14 protein-coding genes are annotated in these 14,379 nt (G+C 66.8%); 11 read left to right on the top strand and 3 right to left on the bottom strand.

The window, feature by feature from the left end; translation table 11 throughout:
• The first annotated feature begins 105 nt into the window (after nucleotides 1-105).
• From pip to AC13GA_RS09915, 8 genes are all read left to right on the top strand, one after another.
• The gene (gene pip, locus AC13GA_RS09950) at nucleotides 106-1,053 is read left to right on the top strand and encodes a prolyl aminopeptidase (RefSeq protein WP_482997995.1); all 948 of its coding nucleotides are present in this window, start codon (nucleotides 106-108) and stop codon (nucleotides 1,051-1,053) included.
• Nucleotides 1,054-1,362: 309 nt separating this feature from the next.
• On the top strand, nucleotides 1,363-1,662 hold the full coding sequence (locus AC13GA_RS09945) for an EF-hand domain-containing protein (protein WP_253078050.1): 300 nt from the start codon (nucleotides 1,363-1,365) through the stop codon (nucleotides 1,660-1,662).
• A gap of 293 nt (nucleotides 1,663-1,955) precedes the next feature.
• Nucleotides 1,956-2,255 carry a hypothetical protein gene (locus AC13GA_RS09940; RefSeq protein ID WP_099481573.1) on the top strand — a complete coding sequence of 100 codons (300 nt, stop codon included), beginning with the start codon at nucleotides 1,956-1,958 and terminating at the stop codon, nucleotides 2,253-2,255.
• Between the two features lie 62 nt (nucleotides 2,256-2,317).
• The gene (gene mgtA / locus AC13GA_RS09935; protein WP_428708856.1) at nucleotides 2,318-5,077 is read left to right on the top strand and encodes a magnesium-translocating P-type ATPase; all 2,760 of its coding nucleotides are present in this window, start codon (nucleotides 2,318-2,320) and stop codon (nucleotides 5,075-5,077) included.
• 31 nt (nucleotides 5,078-5,108) lie between these two features.
• A complete protein-coding gene (locus AC13GA_RS09930) occupies nucleotides 5,109-5,846 on the top strand; it encodes an MgtC/SapB family protein (RefSeq protein ID WP_012511185.1) in 738 nt (245 codons plus the stop codon).
• Nucleotides 5,847-6,032: 186 nt separating this feature from the next.
• Nucleotides 6,033-7,088: a sensor histidine kinase gene (locus AC13GA_RS09925; RefSeq protein ID WP_046982554.1), complete on the top strand. Its 1,056-nt coding sequence runs from the start codon at nucleotides 6,033-6,035 to the stop codon at nucleotides 7,086-7,088.
• On the top strand, nucleotides 7,081-7,722 hold the full coding sequence (locus AC13GA_RS09920) for a response regulator transcription factor (protein ID WP_046982553.1): 642 nt from the start codon (nucleotides 7,081-7,083) through the stop codon (nucleotides 7,720-7,722). The genes AC13GA_RS09925 and AC13GA_RS09920 overlap by 8 nt, the downstream gene beginning before the upstream one ends.
• Nucleotides 7,719-8,264, top strand: a complete 546-nt coding sequence (locus tag AC13GA_RS09915) for a DUF1697 domain-containing protein (RefSeq protein ID WP_136637957.1) — start codon at nucleotides 7,719-7,721, stop codon at nucleotides 8,262-8,264. Before AC13GA_RS09920 ends, AC13GA_RS09915 begins: the two co-directional genes overlap by 4 nt.
• A gap of 62 nt (nucleotides 8,265-8,326) precedes the next feature.
• Here AC13GA_RS09915 and AC13GA_RS09910 read toward each other — a convergent pair whose 3' ends face one another.
• The 3 genes from AC13GA_RS09910 to AC13GA_RS09900 all read right to left on the bottom strand — a co-directional run bounded on the left by AC13GA_RS09910 (nucleotide 8,327) and on the right by AC13GA_RS09900 (nucleotide 10,297).
• A complete protein-coding gene (locus tag AC13GA_RS09910) occupies nucleotides 8,327-8,761 on the bottom strand; it encodes an EamA family transporter (RefSeq protein ID WP_253078052.1) in 435 nt (144 codons plus the stop codon).
• An 87-nt stretch (nucleotides 8,762-8,848) separates the two neighbouring features.
• Nucleotides 8,849-10,021: a low temperature requirement protein A gene (locus tag AC13GA_RS09905; protein ID WP_482997994.1), complete on the bottom strand. Its 1,173-nt coding sequence runs from the start codon at nucleotides 10,019-10,021 to the stop codon at nucleotides 8,849-8,851.
• Between the two features lie 9 nt (nucleotides 10,022-10,030).
• The gene (locus tag AC13GA_RS09900) at nucleotides 10,031-10,297 is read right to left on the bottom strand and encodes a hypothetical protein (RefSeq protein WP_208043479.1); all 267 of its coding nucleotides are present in this window, start codon (nucleotides 10,295-10,297) and stop codon (nucleotides 10,031-10,033) included.
• A 203-nt stretch (nucleotides 10,298-10,500) separates the two neighbouring features.
• Here AC13GA_RS09900 and AC13GA_RS09895 point away from each other — a divergent pair, with 203 nt between their 5' ends.
• From AC13GA_RS09895 to AC13GA_RS09885, 3 genes are all read left to right on the top strand, one after another.
• Complete coding sequence (locus AC13GA_RS09895; RefSeq protein WP_136637954.1) at nucleotides 10,501-11,025, top strand: RNA polymerase sigma factor; 525 nt, start codon at nucleotides 10,501-10,503, stop codon at nucleotides 11,023-11,025.
• Nucleotides 11,022-11,873, top strand: a complete 852-nt coding sequence (locus tag AC13GA_RS09890; RefSeq protein WP_430766098.1) for a FecR family protein — start codon at nucleotides 11,022-11,024, stop codon at nucleotides 11,871-11,873. The genes AC13GA_RS09895 and AC13GA_RS09890 overlap by 4 nt, the downstream gene beginning before the upstream one ends.
• A gap of 71 nt (nucleotides 11,874-11,944) precedes the next feature.
• Complete coding sequence (locus AC13GA_RS09885) at nucleotides 11,945-14,371, top strand: TonB-dependent receptor (RefSeq protein ID WP_482997993.1); 2,427 nt, start codon at nucleotides 11,945-11,947, stop codon at nucleotides 14,369-14,371.
• Nucleotides 14,372-14,379: the final 8 nt, after the last annotated feature.

The raw sequence follows: 14,379 nt of genomic DNA, 5'->3' as shown, positions 1-14,379 counted from the left end.
TTATGCGCATCGGCAAGCCCATTTCCAGCGTCGCGCAAGCAACACCCCCTGCCTCGGTCGGCGCGAGGCGCTATGCTGGCCGCCCCTGCTTGTGAGACACCCGCCATGCGCACTCTGTACCCAACCATCGAGCCGTACCGCGAGTTCACTCTGCCGGTAAGCGATCTGCACACGCTGCACATCGAAGAGTGCGGCACGCCGGAGGGCATTCCGGTGGTGTACCTGCATGGCGGACCGGGTGCGGGTATTTCGCCCACCCATCGCCGTTTCTTCGACCCGGCGCGCTACCGCATCGTGCTGATCGACCAGCGCGGCAGCGGTCGCTCCACGCCGTTCGGCGAGCTGCGCGACAACACCACGCAGGAACTGGTGGCCGACATCGAGAAGGTGCGCGAGCACCTCGGCATCGAGCGTTGGCTGGTCTATGGCGGTTCCTGGGGCTCGACCCTCTCGCTGGCCTACGCGCAGGCACATCCCGAGCGTGCCACCGGCCTGATCCTGCGTGGCGTATTCCTTGGCCGCGAGATGGAGAACCGCTGGTTCGCGGAAACCAACGGTGGTGCGCGCTGGATCTTCCCGGAGCGCTGGGATCGCTACGAGGCCTACATTCCAGAAGGCGAGCGTGGCGACATGATTGCGGCCTACTGGACGCGCATGGACAGTGCCGATGAGGCCACCCGCATCGCAGCCGCGCAGGCCTGGCTGGGCTGGGAAGACAACGCCGCCACCCTGCAGCACGACGTGGATGCTGTTTCCACGGATGACCCGCTGGACACTCTGGCCAAGGCCCGCATCGAAGCGCATTACTTCCGCAACGGTATCTTCCTGGAACCGAACCAGCTGTTGCGCGATATAGATCGCATCCGCCATCTGCCCGGCGTGATCGTGCAGGGCCGCTATGACATTATCTGCCCGCCGCGCAGCGCCTGGGACCTGGCCAAGGCCTGGCCGGAAGCAAAGCTGGAGATGGTGACTTCCGGCCACAGCGCGAATGAGCCGGCAACGGTCGATGCGCTGGTGCGCGCCACGGACGCGTTTGCCGACCGGAACTGAAGAGAGGGGGTAGCGCCGGCCGCTGGCCGGCATCCCACTGTTCGAGGGCAGAGTCGACTGTCAGTCGACTGCTCTCGGCGGGAAGCCTAGAACCCCGCGCTGCGCGCGATAGTCGACTAACAGTCGACTCTACCCATCCGTCTCCCCGCAGCCGCCTCTGGGCCGTCGATCACGGCAGCCCGGTGAATGGCGGCTCACCGCCACCGGCCAGGCAGGCGGATTCTTCGCAGCTCGCTTACAGGCAGGCGCCGATGATCCGGCCGTGGCCACGGACAACCCTGGCCTACCTCCCTACTTCTGGAGCCTGCCATGACCGGTGTTCGCTATCTCCCCGTCGCTCTCGCACTTTGCGCGGGCCTGCTTCTCGGTGCGTGTTCCAAGACCCAGGAAGCCAGCAAGGCCACCGCGGCCGAGGACGTAACCGAAGTGAAGCTGATTCCAGCCTATGAATCGCTGGACAAGGACAAGGACGGCATCGTCACCCTGGCCGAGGTGGATGCAGTGGCGCCCGACTGGGCCGAACGCCTGCACGCCTGCGATACCGATCGCAACAAGACGTTGAGCCGCGGCGAGTACGACGTGTGCAAGCAGACCAGCACCGCGCATTGATCCCTTTATGCGCCATCGATTGGCGCGATGCGTGGCCGGCTATACCAAGGTATAGCCGGGCTAACCCACGAGCCTCTAGGACTGCCCCATTCAGGGGCGGACAATAGCGCCACTGGCCAGGGCAACCCTGGCCAGCTCCCTCCCTTCATGGAGACGCAGATGGACCCCGACCCTGCCGGGCGCACCGCGCCCCGGATGCCCGTTTGTTGCCTGTTCCTGGCGCCTGCCCGCCGGTCCCTGCCTGCCTGAGTGACGGGGGACCGCCAGGCGCCGCTTGCCTGGAGATCGCCCCCATGTCCTACAAGATCCTCTACATCACCCTGCGCCGCCTGATCGGCGAGCGCGATGTTGCCGCCCTGCGCAGCCAGCTGCTGCAGCACGGCCCGGTCACGTTTGCCCGTTCGCTGTCGCTCGGTTCGCCGCGCGTGGTCGCCGACGCACTGTCGCTGCTGCCGATCAGCGAGCGCATCAACGTGCTGCGCCATCTGCCCTACCCCCTTCGCGATGCGATGAAGCCGCTGTGCATCGGTGGCAGCCAGCGCCTGCATATGCAGCCGTGGTCACCGGCGGTGCTGGCAATGCGCCACGCCTGAACCGTTGCATCCGTTCCGTTCGTGTTCCGGCCGCGGCCGGCTCTGACATTCAAGGAGTTCCCATGAGCCTGCTCAACGCCTGGTTCAATGCCTTCCTGCGCAGCCGTCGCGCAGGCAACCTGTTCGGCCGTCGCGCCATGCCCGAAGCCGGCTTCGGCCCGGGCAGCGCCGAAGCCGCACCTTTCGCGCTCACCACCGGCCTGGTCACCCTGTCGCAGCTGGACGAGCCGCGCCTGCTTGCCGCGCTCGACTCGCACGTCGATGGCCTCAGCCCACACGAGGCCGAGGAGCGGCTGGCCACGCTCGGACCCAACGAGGTCGATCACGAAAAGCCGCTCCCGTGGTGGCGCCATCTGTGGCAGTGCTACCGCAATCCGTTCAACCTGCTGCTGACCGTGCTGGCGGCGGTGTCCTGGCTGACCGAGGACATCAAGGCCACCGTGGTGATCGGTGCGATGGTGCTGCTGTCCACGCTGATCCGCTTCGTGCAGGAAGGCCGCTCCAACCGTGCCGCCGAACGGTTGAAGGCGCTGGTCGGCAACACCGCACGCGTGCTGCGCCGCAATCCGGGCACCGAGGCGGCGGACGTTGCCGACCAGTACTTCGGTGCGCACCTGCACAGCCGTCGCCCGGCACGGTTGCTGGACCTGCCGATCCGTGAGCTGGTGCCCGGTGATCACATCGTGCTGTCGGCTGGTGACATGATTCCTGCCGACTGCCGCGTGTTGACCGCCAAGGACCTGTTCGTCGCGCAGGCAGCGATGACCGGCGAGTCGCTGCCGGTGGAGAAGTTCGCGCACCCGGGCGATGGCCTGGCCGGCTTGCTGGAGCAGCACAACCTGCTGTTCATGGGCACCAATGTGGTCTCCGGTACCGCCACCGCCGTGGTGCTGGCCACCGGCAACCGTACCTACTTCGGCACCCTGGCCCAGCGCAGCACCGCCACCGACCGCGCACCGACTGCGTTCCAGGCCGGCGTCAACAGTGTCAGCTGGCTGCTGATCCGCTTCGCGCTGGTGATGGTGCCATTCGTGCTGCTGATCAACGGCTGGACCAAGGGCGATTGGACCGAGGCGTTCCTGTTCGCGCTGTCGGTGGCGGTGGGCCTGACCCCGGAAATGCTGCCGATGATCGTCACCTCCACCCTGGCCAAGGGCGCGGTGCTGCTGTCGCGGCGCAAGGTGATCGTCAAGCGCCTGGATGCGATCCAGAACTTCGGTGCGATGGAGGTGCTGTGCACCGACAAGACCGGCACCCTCACCCAGGACAAGATCGCGCTGGAACGGCACACCGACGTGTTCGGTCACGATTCGGAGGATGTGCTGAAGTTCGCCTACCTCAACAGCCATTTCCAGACCGGCCTGATCAACCTGCTCGACCGCGCGGTGCTGGAGCATGTTGAGCTGCAGAGTTCGCTGCGGCTGTCACAGGACTACCACAAGGTGGATGAGATTCCGTTCGACTTCGAGCGCCGCCGCATGTCGGTGGTGGTGTCCGAACGCGAGGACCACCACGAGCTGATCTGCAAGGGTGCGGTGGAAGAGATGCTGGCGGTATGCAGCACGGTGCGCGAGAACGGCGAGGACAAGTCGTTGGATGAGCAGCGCCTGGCACGCGTGCGGCAGACCACCGAGGAACTGAACGAACAGGGCCTGCGTGTGGTGGCAGTGGCGATGAAGGAAACTGCTGCCAGCCAGACCGTGTATTCGCAGGCCGACGAATGCGGACTGACCCTGGTCGGCTACGTGGCCTTCCTCGATCCGCCCAAGGAGTCGGCCGCGCAGGCATTGCAGGCGCTGGCCGCGCATGGCGTGGAGGTGAAGGTATTCACCGGTGACAACGAACTGGTGACCGCCCGCGTCTGCGCGCAGGTCGGGCTGGAGGCAGACACCATTCTGACCGGTCCGCAGATCGAGCGCATGGATGACGGCGCGCTGTCGCGGGCGTTGCACCACCACCGCGTGTTCGCTCGCCTGACCCCGCTGCACAAGGAGCGCCTGGTGCGCGAGCTGCGTGCGCAGGGCAAGGTGGTCGGTTTCCTCGGCGATGGCATCAACGATGCACCGGCGCTGCGTGCGGCGGACATCGGCATCAGCGTGGACAGTGCGGTGGACATCGCCAAGGAGGCGGCCGACATCATCCTGCTGGAAAAGAACCTGATGGTGCTGGAGGAAGGTGTGATCCAGGGCCGGCGCACCTTCAACAACATGCTGAAGTACATCCGCATGACTGCCAGCTCCAACTTCGGCAACGTGTTCTCGGTGCTGGTGGCCTCGGCCTTCCTGCCGTTCCTGCCGATGCTGCCACTGCAGCTGCTGGTACAGAACCTGCTGTACGACATCTCGCAGATCGCCATTCCGTTCGACAACGTGGACGAGGAGCTGGTGCGCAAGCCGCTGAAGTGGAACCCCGCAGACATTGGCCGCTTCATGGTGTTCTTCGGGCCGATCAGCTCGATCTTCGACCTGAGCTGCTTCGCGCTGATGTGGTACGTGTTCGATGCGCGCACACCGGCCGACCAGGGCCTGTTCCAGTCCGGCTGGTTCGTGGTCGGCCTGCTGACCCAGACGCTGATTGTGCACATGATCCGTACACCGAAGGTGCCGTTCCTGCAGAGCATCGCCGCGCCGCCGCTGCTGGTGATGACCGGCCTGATCATGGCCATCGGCGTGGCCCTGCCGATGAGTCCGCTGGCTGGCTACTTCAAGCTGCAGGCCCTGCCGACCGGCTACTGGCCGTTCCTGGTGGCGATCCTGTTCGGCTACGCGGTGCTGACCACCCTGCTGAAGAAGATCTACATCCGTCGCTACGGCTGGCAGTAAGCGCCCGCCGCCTGGTCCAGGGAGAAGCACAATGGACATCAATCCGAACCTGCCGGCGTTCAACGCCGGCGCGACCCTGAGCTCGTTGATCAGCCTCTCGGTGGCCTTCGTGCTTGGCACCGTCATCGGCTTGGAGCGACAGCTGCGCCAACGCACCGCCGGTCTGCGCACCAATACACTGGTGGCGGTGGGTGCGGCAGTGTTCGTGGACCTGGCCGTGCGCTTCCACGACCTGTACGGCGGCCCGCCGTCGCCACTGCACGTGGTGGCCTATGTGATCTCCGGTGTCGGCTTCCTCGGCGCCGGCGCGATCATGAAGGACGGCGCGCAGGTGTCCGGCCTGAACACCGCGGCCACCCTCTGGGGCTCGGCGGCGGTTGGCGCCTGTGCGGGTATCAAGCTGCTGCCCGAAGCGGTACTGGCGGCCGTGTTCGTGCTGGCCGCCAACACCCTGCTGCGGCCGGTGGTGAACCGCATCCAGCGGCAGCCGTTGCCGGAAGCGTTCAGCGAAGCAACCTATGCGATCAACGTGGTCTGCCAACGTGAGCAGCAGGCCGAGGTGCTGGACCAGCTGTTGCTGCTGCTGGAACAGGCGCACTACCCGGTACGCGCGGTGGACCAGCGCCCGTTCGGCGAGCGTGACGTGGAGATAGAAGCCGTACTGTATGCCACCACGGTGGATGCCGGTGAACTGGATGCGGTGCTGGCCACGCTGGCGACCACCCCCGGCGTGCTGCAGGGGTTCTGGAACGCCAGCCTGGAGGAGTAGCCGCTCGGTAGTGCCGGCCGCTGGCCGGCAACACCGTCTACCACTTTGGTAGGTGCCGACCTTGGTCGGCACAATCCTGGAGATGCCGGCCAGCGGCCGGCACTACCGGGCATCGCTTTGGTGGGTGCCCGCATCCACCCAAGGCGGCTTTGCTATCCTTCCCCCCCACGCCAGGGAGACGTCCCGATGCCATCGCTGTCGCCCCGCCGCCCGCTGGTGCTGCTGGCCCTGATCGTTGTGATGGCGGCGATCTTCCTGGTCGATACCGTCACCGACTACGCCGTGGCTGCGGCCTGCTTCTATGCAGCGGTCATCCTCGCCGCATCACGAGTGCTGAGTGCGCGCGGGCTGATCAGCCTGGCCATCGCCTGCATCGCACTCACCGCCCTGAGCTTCTTCCTCACCCGCTTCGGCACCTATCGCATCGGCCTGGTCAATTCGGTGATCGGCATGCTGGTGATCGGCATCACCACCTACCTCGCGTTGAAGATGGAAGCGGCCAAGGCCGCAGTGCAGGAAGCGCAGGGCCGGTTGCTGCGGGTGGCGCGCGCGTCGACCGTGGGCGAGCTGACCACCTCCATCGCACATGAAGTCAACCAGCCGCTGGCGGCCATTGCCAGCAGCGCCGAGGCCTGCCAGCGCTGGCTGGCACAGGACCCACCGAACGTGGACAAGGCCCGGCAGACCGTGTCCCGCATCCTGGACGATGCACATCGCGCCGGTGACGTGATCGCCCGCATTCGCGGCCTGACCCAAGGTGCGGCACCGGAACGACGCGCCTTCGACCTGAACCAGGCGGTGGAGGAAATGCTGGCGCTGTCGCGCAGCGAGCTGGACCAGCACGGCGTGGCCGTCGCCCTGCTGCTCGATGCCGACCTACCGCTGGTACAGGCCGATCGCGTGCAGGTGCAGCAGGTGATCGGCAACCTGATCCTCAATGCGGTGGACGCAATGGAGGCCGTGCCCGCCGCTGATCGACGCCTGTCCCTGTTGACCCAACGCGACGGACAGCGGATCAGCCTCAGCGTGCGCGACCGCGGTGTCGGCCTGCCAATCGACCATCCTGAGCGCGTGTTCGATGCCTTCTGGACCACCAAATCACACGGGCTGGGGCTCGGTCTCAGCCTGAGCCGTTCGATGATCGAGGCCAACGAAGGCAGGATCCGAGCCGAGCGCCCCAGCGGCGGGGGTGCCTGCTTTGTGTTTGACCTGCCCATCGCCACGGAACTTCCTCATGCGTAAGCCCGCTGCACCCGCCGCCGATCCAGCGCCCATCGTCTATGTGATCGACGACGATCCGTCGGTGCGCGCCGCACTGGAAGACCTGCTCGCCTCGATGGGCCTGCAGGTACGGGCCTTCGCCTCCACCCAGGCATTCCTCGAGCACGAACTGGAAGATGCACCGGCCTGCCTGGTGCTGGATGTGCGCATGCCCGGCCAGAGTGGGCTGGAGTTCCATCGCACGATGGGCAGCCACGGCCTGCAGCTGCCGGTGGTGTTCATCACCGGCCACGGCGACATCGCGATGGGTGTCAACGCGATCAAGGACGGTGCCATCGAGTTCCTGACCAAGCCGTTCCGTGACCAGGAGCTGCTGGATGCAATCCACAAGGGGATCGACATCGACCGCCAGCGCCGCCGTGACGGCGAGGCACTGGACGCCCTGCAGCAGCGCTGGAATACCCTCAACCCCGGCGAACGCGAGGTGGTCGACGGCGTGGTGCGCGGCCGCCTCAACAAGCAGATCGCAGGTGATCTCGGGGTGAGCGAGATCACCGTGAAGGTGCGCCGCGCACAGGTGATGCGCAAGATGGGCGCGCGTACGCTGGTCGACCTGGTGCGCATGTACGACCGCTTGCAGGCGGGCACCCCATGAGCGTGCATGTCGCGCTGCTACGCGCAGTCAACGTCGGCGGCACCGGCAAGCTGCCGATGGTTGAACTGGTGGCGATGTGCGAGGACGCAGGCTTCACCGACGTCCGCACCTATATCGCCAGCGGCAACGTGGTGTTCCGCAGCGGACTTGACGAAGCCGGCGTGCGGAAAGCCCTTGGCCAACGGCTGCAGGCCTATGCCGGAAAACCGGTGGGTGTGCTGGTGCGCTCGGCAGCCGAGATCGCGGCGGTTGCCGCCGGCAATCCGTTCCCGCACGCCGCCGGCAATCGTGTGGTCGCGCTGTTCGTGGATGAGGCACTGCCCACGGATCCCTTGACCGGGGTGACCGGCCTGCGCGATGAGCAGCTGGTGCTGGGTACACGCGAGATCTTCGTCCACTATGGCGACGGCATGGCCGACTCACGCCTGCGGATTCCCTATGCCCAGCAAGGCACCGCCCGCAACCTCAACACGGTCGGCAAACTTGCGGCAATGGCCGCCGCGCTTGGCCAGGCCACCCCAGGCGGTAGAGGGAGACGGTAGAGTCGACTCTACCGTGTGCTTCGCCCTGCATCCTGCACTTCCGTGTGATGGGTTGAATCCCGCTACTTCTTCGTCGCCAGCACGATCACCCCGGCAACCACCAGGCCGATGCCGCTCCACTCCCGCAGGCTCGGTCGTTCGCCCAGCAGCAGGTAAGCCAGCACGATCACCAGCACCACGCTGAACTTGTCGACCACCGCCACCTTGGCCAGTTGACCACTCTGCAGCGCGCGGAAGTAGAACAGCCACGAGGCGCCGGTGGCCAGTGCCGACAGCACCAGGAACAGCTGCGTGCGCCCCGGCAGCAGCAATGGATTCGACCACTTGCCGCTGATCACCACCAGCGGCAGGATCACCGCCGCCACCACCAGGGTGCGGATGGCCATGGCCAGATCCGAGTCGACGCCCTTGACCCCAACCTTGGCGAACAGCGCGGTCAGAGCGGCGAAACAAGCTGACAACCCGGCCCAGACGAGCCATTGCGGAACGTTCTGCATGTTGCGCCACTCCCGGCTCCAAGAGCACCCACCGCCAACGCTACTCCCATTGCCCGCCTGCGCAAGCAGTGCGAGCCGCCGTGTGGATCAGGCGCGTTGCAGACGGTGCTTCAACCGCGTATCCATCAACCCCACCGCCAGCAGCACCGCACTGGTCAGCCAACCGGCGGCCAGCAGATGGGTCTGCGGCAACACCACGCCCAGCAGGACCAGTGCCACCGCACCGATCAGATGCGAGTACGGTGCGCGCCCGTATACCACGCGCTTGTACAGCGCGCTGCCCAGCAGGTAGATCAATGGCCCTGCAACCAGCACGGCCGCATACACCGGCGTCACCGCAGCGTGCGGGTGGTCCATGACCAGGTCATTGCCCACCGCCGTAGCGATGATCCCGGCGATCAGCAGCGCGTGCACATAGTGGAAGTTGGCCCCCATCCGCCCGGGGTCTTCAGCATGGCTGATGGCCTCGGTGGCGTCGCGGCTGGAGATGCCGAAATACAGCCACCACATGGCGATCGTGCCGGCGAAGGTGGCAAGCACCGCCGACACCACCGCCCCACTCCACTGTTCGACCTCGCTGAGCACACCACCGGTGGCCAGCAACGTCTCGCCCAGTGCGACGATGACGAACAGCTGGCAGCGCTCGGCCAGGTGCCCGCCCTCGATGGTCCACTCGCGGGTGTGCGAACGACCCAGCCCCGGGAACGCGAAGCCGAACATCGGTGAGACGTATTCGCACGCCACCGCCACCGCCCACAGCGCCAGCCGCGTATTGCCCTCGGCTGCCGCACCTGCCAGCCAGAAGCAGGCCGATACGCTCACCCACGCCAGCATGCGGCGGAAGTTCGGCGCCAGCGGGTGTGTGTGGCCGACCTCGAACAGCACAAAGGCGGTACGCCCGACCTGCATGGTGGCGTAGGCCCCGGCGAACACCCAGGCACGGTCGGCGAACGCCTCGGGAATGGACGACGACATCAGCAAGGCCAACAGCATGGTGGCAAACAGCAGGCCACGAATGCGCGGTGTCTCCGGATCGAACCAGTTGCTGACCCAGCAGGCGTACTGCCAGCCCAGCCACACCGCAAACCACAGCACCAGGGTCTGCAGCACGCCGGCCAGGTCCAGGTGGTGCAACAGGTGGTGGCTCAGCTGGGTGACCGCGAACACGTAGACCAGGTCGAAGAACAGTTCTTCGTAGGTCACGCGGGCGTGGTGGCCGTCGCGCTGGCGCAGGGCCGGCAATCGCAGTCGTGTACTCATGGTTTTCCTTCAGCGCGCCAGGCGCCAGTAGAGCAGGCCGGCCAGCAGGGCCGGCACCGCGAACACCAGCAGCAGGATCGGCAGTTCTTCGCGCATCCCGTAGCCGGCCTTGCTGACACCCACCCACAGGTTGGCCACCGTCACCAACAGCCAGGTGGCAATGAACGCGATCAGGGCCGTGGGCAGCTGTGAGGTGCCTACGCTCCACAGCCGTCCGAACAACAGGAACACTCCCAACAGCACAATGCCGCCCAACATCACCAGAAGCACATGCATGGTCCACCTCCTTGAGCCTGCAGGCAGGCTAGCCGTGGGCGATTCTGCGCTCCAGCCGATGATCGTGGATTCACTTTCCAGGCGCGGCGAACAATCGCCCTGGCGATCGCGGCATGGCAAACGCGAACAGTTCCCATTAGTATTGCGTCATTACGCAGGGATGACCTCCCGGCACCCGCCTTTCACCCTTGCTGCCCGTCCGGATGTCCCAGCCGACACTTCCCCGCCCACCTGCGCTGCCGCTGGTGACCTCGCTGGTGCGCCACTACGAGGAACTGGTGGACTACCTGCATCGCCGGTTCCGCTCGCCCGGGCTGGCCCGCGAAGTGGTGCACGATATCTGTGTACGCCTGCTGGAACGTCCGGCCGTGCATGACGCCCGCCAACCGATCGCGCTGCTGCGCAGGATCGCCCACGACGCAGCGGTCGACCGCTGTCGCGCCGAGGACCTGCGCCGGCACTGGGTGGAGCCCCGCGCCGAGCTTCCCGAAGGCGCCTGCGAGCGCCCCGGACCCGAGCGCCAGGCGCAGGGCCAGCAGGCGCTGCAGCGGCTGACCGCCAGCATCGAGCGCATGCCCTGCCGGCGGCAGCAGGTGTTCATCCTGCACAAGATCCACGAGCTGCCCCAGACCGAAGTGGCGCAGCGGATGGGCATCGGCCTGAAGGCGGTGGAACGTCACCTGCGCCTGGCCATGGCCGACTGTCGGCTGCACGGTGCGCTGCGGTGAGCCCTGCATCACCCGATCCGGTACCGCCGTCGCCGCCCGCCGAACCGTCCGCCGAGGACACGCTCGATCAGCACCGGGAGGCACTGAAGGAGCGTTTCCCGTTGCCAGGCCCGGAGCAGCTGCAGCGGCGGCGCGGCGGATCTGGCGCGAAACGGGTACTGCCGGTGCTGTTGCTGGCGGCCGCCGTGCTGCTGCTGGCCGACCCGGCCTGGCAGGTGCGTGACTACCAGACCGCCGTCGGCGAGCGCCGCGACATCGAGCTGCCGGACGGCAGCCGCGTGCTGCTCGACGCGGGAACCCACCTGCAGGTCCGTCGCCACCTGCGTTCGCGGCGGGTGCTGCTGGCGCAGGGCCATGCGCGCTTCGAGGTGCAGCATTCGGCGTGGCGCCGCTTCCAGGTCGATGCCGGGCCGGTACAGGTACGCAACTACGGCACGGTGTTCGATGTTGACCGCCAGGGCGATCTCAGCGAGGTCACGCTTTGGCGCGGCGAGGTCGGTGTCAGCGTGGATGGCGGCGGCACCGAGCAGCGGCTGAAGCCGGGGCAGCGCCTGCTGGCCCAGCCGGGGTCCCTGTCTCCGCCGGAAGCAGTGGATCCGGACCGGGCCGACTGGACCACCGGCCGGCTGCAGTTCGACCGCATGCCGCTGGCCGAGGTGCTGCGCATCCTGCAGCGCTATCACGATCGTCCGATCGTGCTGGACGACCCGGCACTGGGACCACTGCAGGTGTCGGGCGTGTTCGATGCCGACCGTGCCGAGACGGCGGTCGCCCTGTTGCCGGAGATCCTGCCGGTCCAGGTGCATACCGCCGCCGACGGCAGCCTGCATCTGCGTGCCCGCGATTGATTGCCACGCCGAGGGTGGGTTGCGCGCCGTCCCATCCGGCAAGTGCTTGAACCCTTCCGAAGGACCCCCGCATGATCCGCCCTGTTCCGCCTGCCGCGCTGCGCCGGCTGGCCCCCACCCTGCTTGCCGCCTGCCTGTGTGCGGCGCTGCCCGCCACCGCGCAGACCGCTGCGTCCGCACCTGTCGAACTACACCTGCCGGCCGGCCCGCTGCAGGCTTCGCTCACGACACTGGCGCGGCAGAGTGGCATCCAGCTGCTGTTCGCGGCCGATAGCGTAAGTGGCCGCAACGCGCCTGCCCTCGACGGCCGCTACACCCCGCACGACGCCCTGCAGCGCCTGCTGGCCGGGCAAGACCTGGCGATGCAGGAGCGCTCGCCGGGGGTGTTCGTGGTGAGTGCCGCGCCGGCATCCTCCAAGGCCCGCGCTCCGGCCCGGGCCTCGTCATCGGCAGCGTCCCCGGGCACGACCACTTCGCTGGCCCGCGTCACGGTATCGGCCTCGACCGCGCGTATGCCGCAGGGCGAGACCGCGATGCCCAACACCATCACCGTGCTGACCCGCGAGGACATCGCGCAGCAGCTGGCGCTGGGCTCGGATGTCTCGCGCGTGCTGTCGGCGCAGATCCCGGCGTTTGCCCCGGCGCGCGAGAAGATGTCCAACTACGGCGAAACCATGCGTGGCCGCGGCATCCTGTACATGGTCGACGGCGTGCCGCAGTCGACGCCGCTGCGCGATGGCTCACGTGATTCGCACACCATCGATCCGGCGATGATCGAACGCATCGAGGTCATCCACGGCGCCAACGCACTGCAGGGCATCGGCGGTACCGGCGGCATCGTCAACATCATCACCCGCAGCGCGCCCAGCGAGCCGGGCGCCTTCCTGCTCGACACCAACGTCACCTACAGTTCGGCCCTGCCCAGCCGCCACGATGACAATGGCCAGCGCGGCTCGGCACTGGTCGGCGTACGCGGTGAGCGGTTCGATCTGGTGGCCGGCCTGGCCTATGAGAAGCAGGGCCTGTACCACGACGGCGAGGGCCGTTCGATCGGTACCAACGCGCAGGGCGAACTGATGGACTCGACCTCGTCGAACGTGTTCGCCAAGCTGGGCTGGAACATTGCCGAGGGCCACCGCCTGCAACTGATGGCCAACCGCTACGAGCTGCGCGGGCTGGACAACTACCTGGCGGTGAACGGTGACTACCGCACCGGTCGCCCGACCATTTCGGTCCCCGGCGATACCCCGCTCGATCCGCCGATGAACCGCTCGCGCTCGCTGACGCTGGACTACAGCGCCGCCGACCTGCTCGGTGGCCACTTCCAGGCGCAGGCCTTCGCGGTGGACTTCGAAGGCCGTTATGGTGCCAGCCAGTGGGATCCGTGGGGCAACACCGGCGCGAACGCCGCCTGGGACCAGACCCAGAACGAATCGGACAAGCGTGGCTTCAAGCTGACCCAGAGCTGGACCCGCATCGCCGATACCACGCTGGACGTAACCCTGGGCCTGGACGGCCTGCGCGACCGCACCCACCAGGTACTGCTGGCCAGTGGCATGAACTGGGTGCCGCAGACCACCTACCAGAGCCTGTCGCCGCTGCTGCAGCTGCACTGGTGGCCAACCGACCACCTGATGCTCTCCGGCGGCCTGCGCTACGAAAAGGGCGAGCTGGAAGTAGGCGACTACACCACCCTGCCCCGCTACGGCGCGCGCAAGGTGGCAGGCGGCAAGCCGACCATGAGCGAGACCCTGCCCAACTTCGGCGCGGTCTGGTACATCAACGATCGCCTCAACGCCTACGCCTCGTATTCGGAAGGCTACACCGTGGCCGACGTCGGCCGCGTGCTACGTGCGATCAACCGCGACGGCCAGCGCGTGGACAATCTGATTGACCTGTCACCGGTGGTTTCGGACAACCGCGAGATCGGGCTGGAGTACGACGATGGCCGTTTCAGTGGCGATATTGCGTACTACACCTCCGAATCCAAGCTGGGCTCGGTGCTGATCTACGATCCGGGCATCGACGCCTATGCGGTGCAGCGCCAGGCCACCCGCGTGGAAGGTTTTGAAAGCAACCTGCGCCTGCGCTTGGGCGACAGCCGGCTGGGCCTGGGTTATGCACGCGCCAATGGCCGCTACGATGCCGACGTCGACGGCCGCCTCGACAGCGACCTGGCCGGCGTCAACATCGCGCCGAACCGGCTGACCGCGTTCTGGGAACAGAGCTGGACACCACAGCTGAGCACCCGCCTGCAGGCCAGCCACGCCTTCGACCGCGACTTCGATCTGCGTGGCGCGCAGGTGGCGGAGTTCAAGGGTTACACCACGATGGACCTGGTGGCCCGCTATGTACTGGACAAGCACAGCTTCACCCTGGGCGTGCAGAACCTGGCGAACAAGCAGTACATCAGCTACTACTCGCAGACCACGCCGTCGAACCCGAGCTATTTCTCGGGCCGTGGCCGAGTGCTGACGCTGGGGTGGCAGTACCAGTAGTAAGCCTG

The sequence above is a fragment of the Stenotrophomonas sp. 22DLJC03 genome (genome assembly GCF_056861405.1).
The sequence above is the reverse complement of the archived record's forward strand: the minus strand, read 5'-3'. Positions and strand labels throughout refer to the sequence as shown.

Coding starts and splice junctions, on each gene's coding strand:
- pip (WP_482997995.1), top strand. CDS start 106: ATGCGCACTCTGTACCCAACCATCGAGCCGTACCGCGAGTTCACTCTG.
- AC13GA_RS09945 (WP_253078050.1), top strand. CDS start 1,363: ATGACCGGTGTTCGCTATCTCCCCGTCGCTCTCGCACTTTGCGCGGGC.
- AC13GA_RS09940 (WP_099481573.1), top strand. CDS start 1,956: ATGTCCTACAAGATCCTCTACATCACCCTGCGCCGCCTGATCGGCGAG.
- mgtA (WP_428708856.1), top strand. CDS start 2,318: ATGAGCCTGCTCAACGCCTGGTTCAATGCCTTCCTGCGCAGCCGTCGC.
- AC13GA_RS09930 (WP_012511185.1), top strand. CDS start 5,109: ATGGACATCAATCCGAACCTGCCGGCGTTCAACGCCGGCGCGACCCTG.
- AC13GA_RS09925 (WP_046982554.1), top strand. CDS start 6,033: ATGCCATCGCTGTCGCCCCGCCGCCCGCTGGTGCTGCTGGCCCTGATC.
- AC13GA_RS09920 (WP_046982553.1), top strand. CDS start 7,081: ATGCGTAAGCCCGCTGCACCCGCCGCCGATCCAGCGCCCATCGTCTAT.
- AC13GA_RS09915 (WP_136637957.1), top strand. CDS start 7,719: ATGAGCGTGCATGTCGCGCTGCTACGCGCAGTCAACGTCGGCGGCACC.
- AC13GA_RS09910 (WP_253078052.1), bottom strand. CDS start 8,761: ATGCAGAACGTTCCGCAATGGCTCGTCTGGGCCGGGTTGTCAGCTTGT.
- AC13GA_RS09905 (WP_482997994.1), bottom strand. CDS start 10,021: ATGAGTACACGACTGCGATTGCCGGCCCTGCGCCAGCGCGACGGCCAC.
- AC13GA_RS09900 (WP_208043479.1), bottom strand. CDS start 10,297: ATGCATGTGCTTCTGGTGATGTTGGGCGGCATTGTGCTGTTGGGAGTG.
- AC13GA_RS09895 (WP_136637954.1), top strand. CDS start 10,501: ATGTCCCAGCCGACACTTCCCCGCCCACCTGCGCTGCCGCTGGTGACC.
- AC13GA_RS09885 (WP_482997993.1), top strand. CDS start 11,945: ATGATCCGCCCTGTTCCGCCTGCCGCGCTGCGCCGGCTGGCCCCCACC.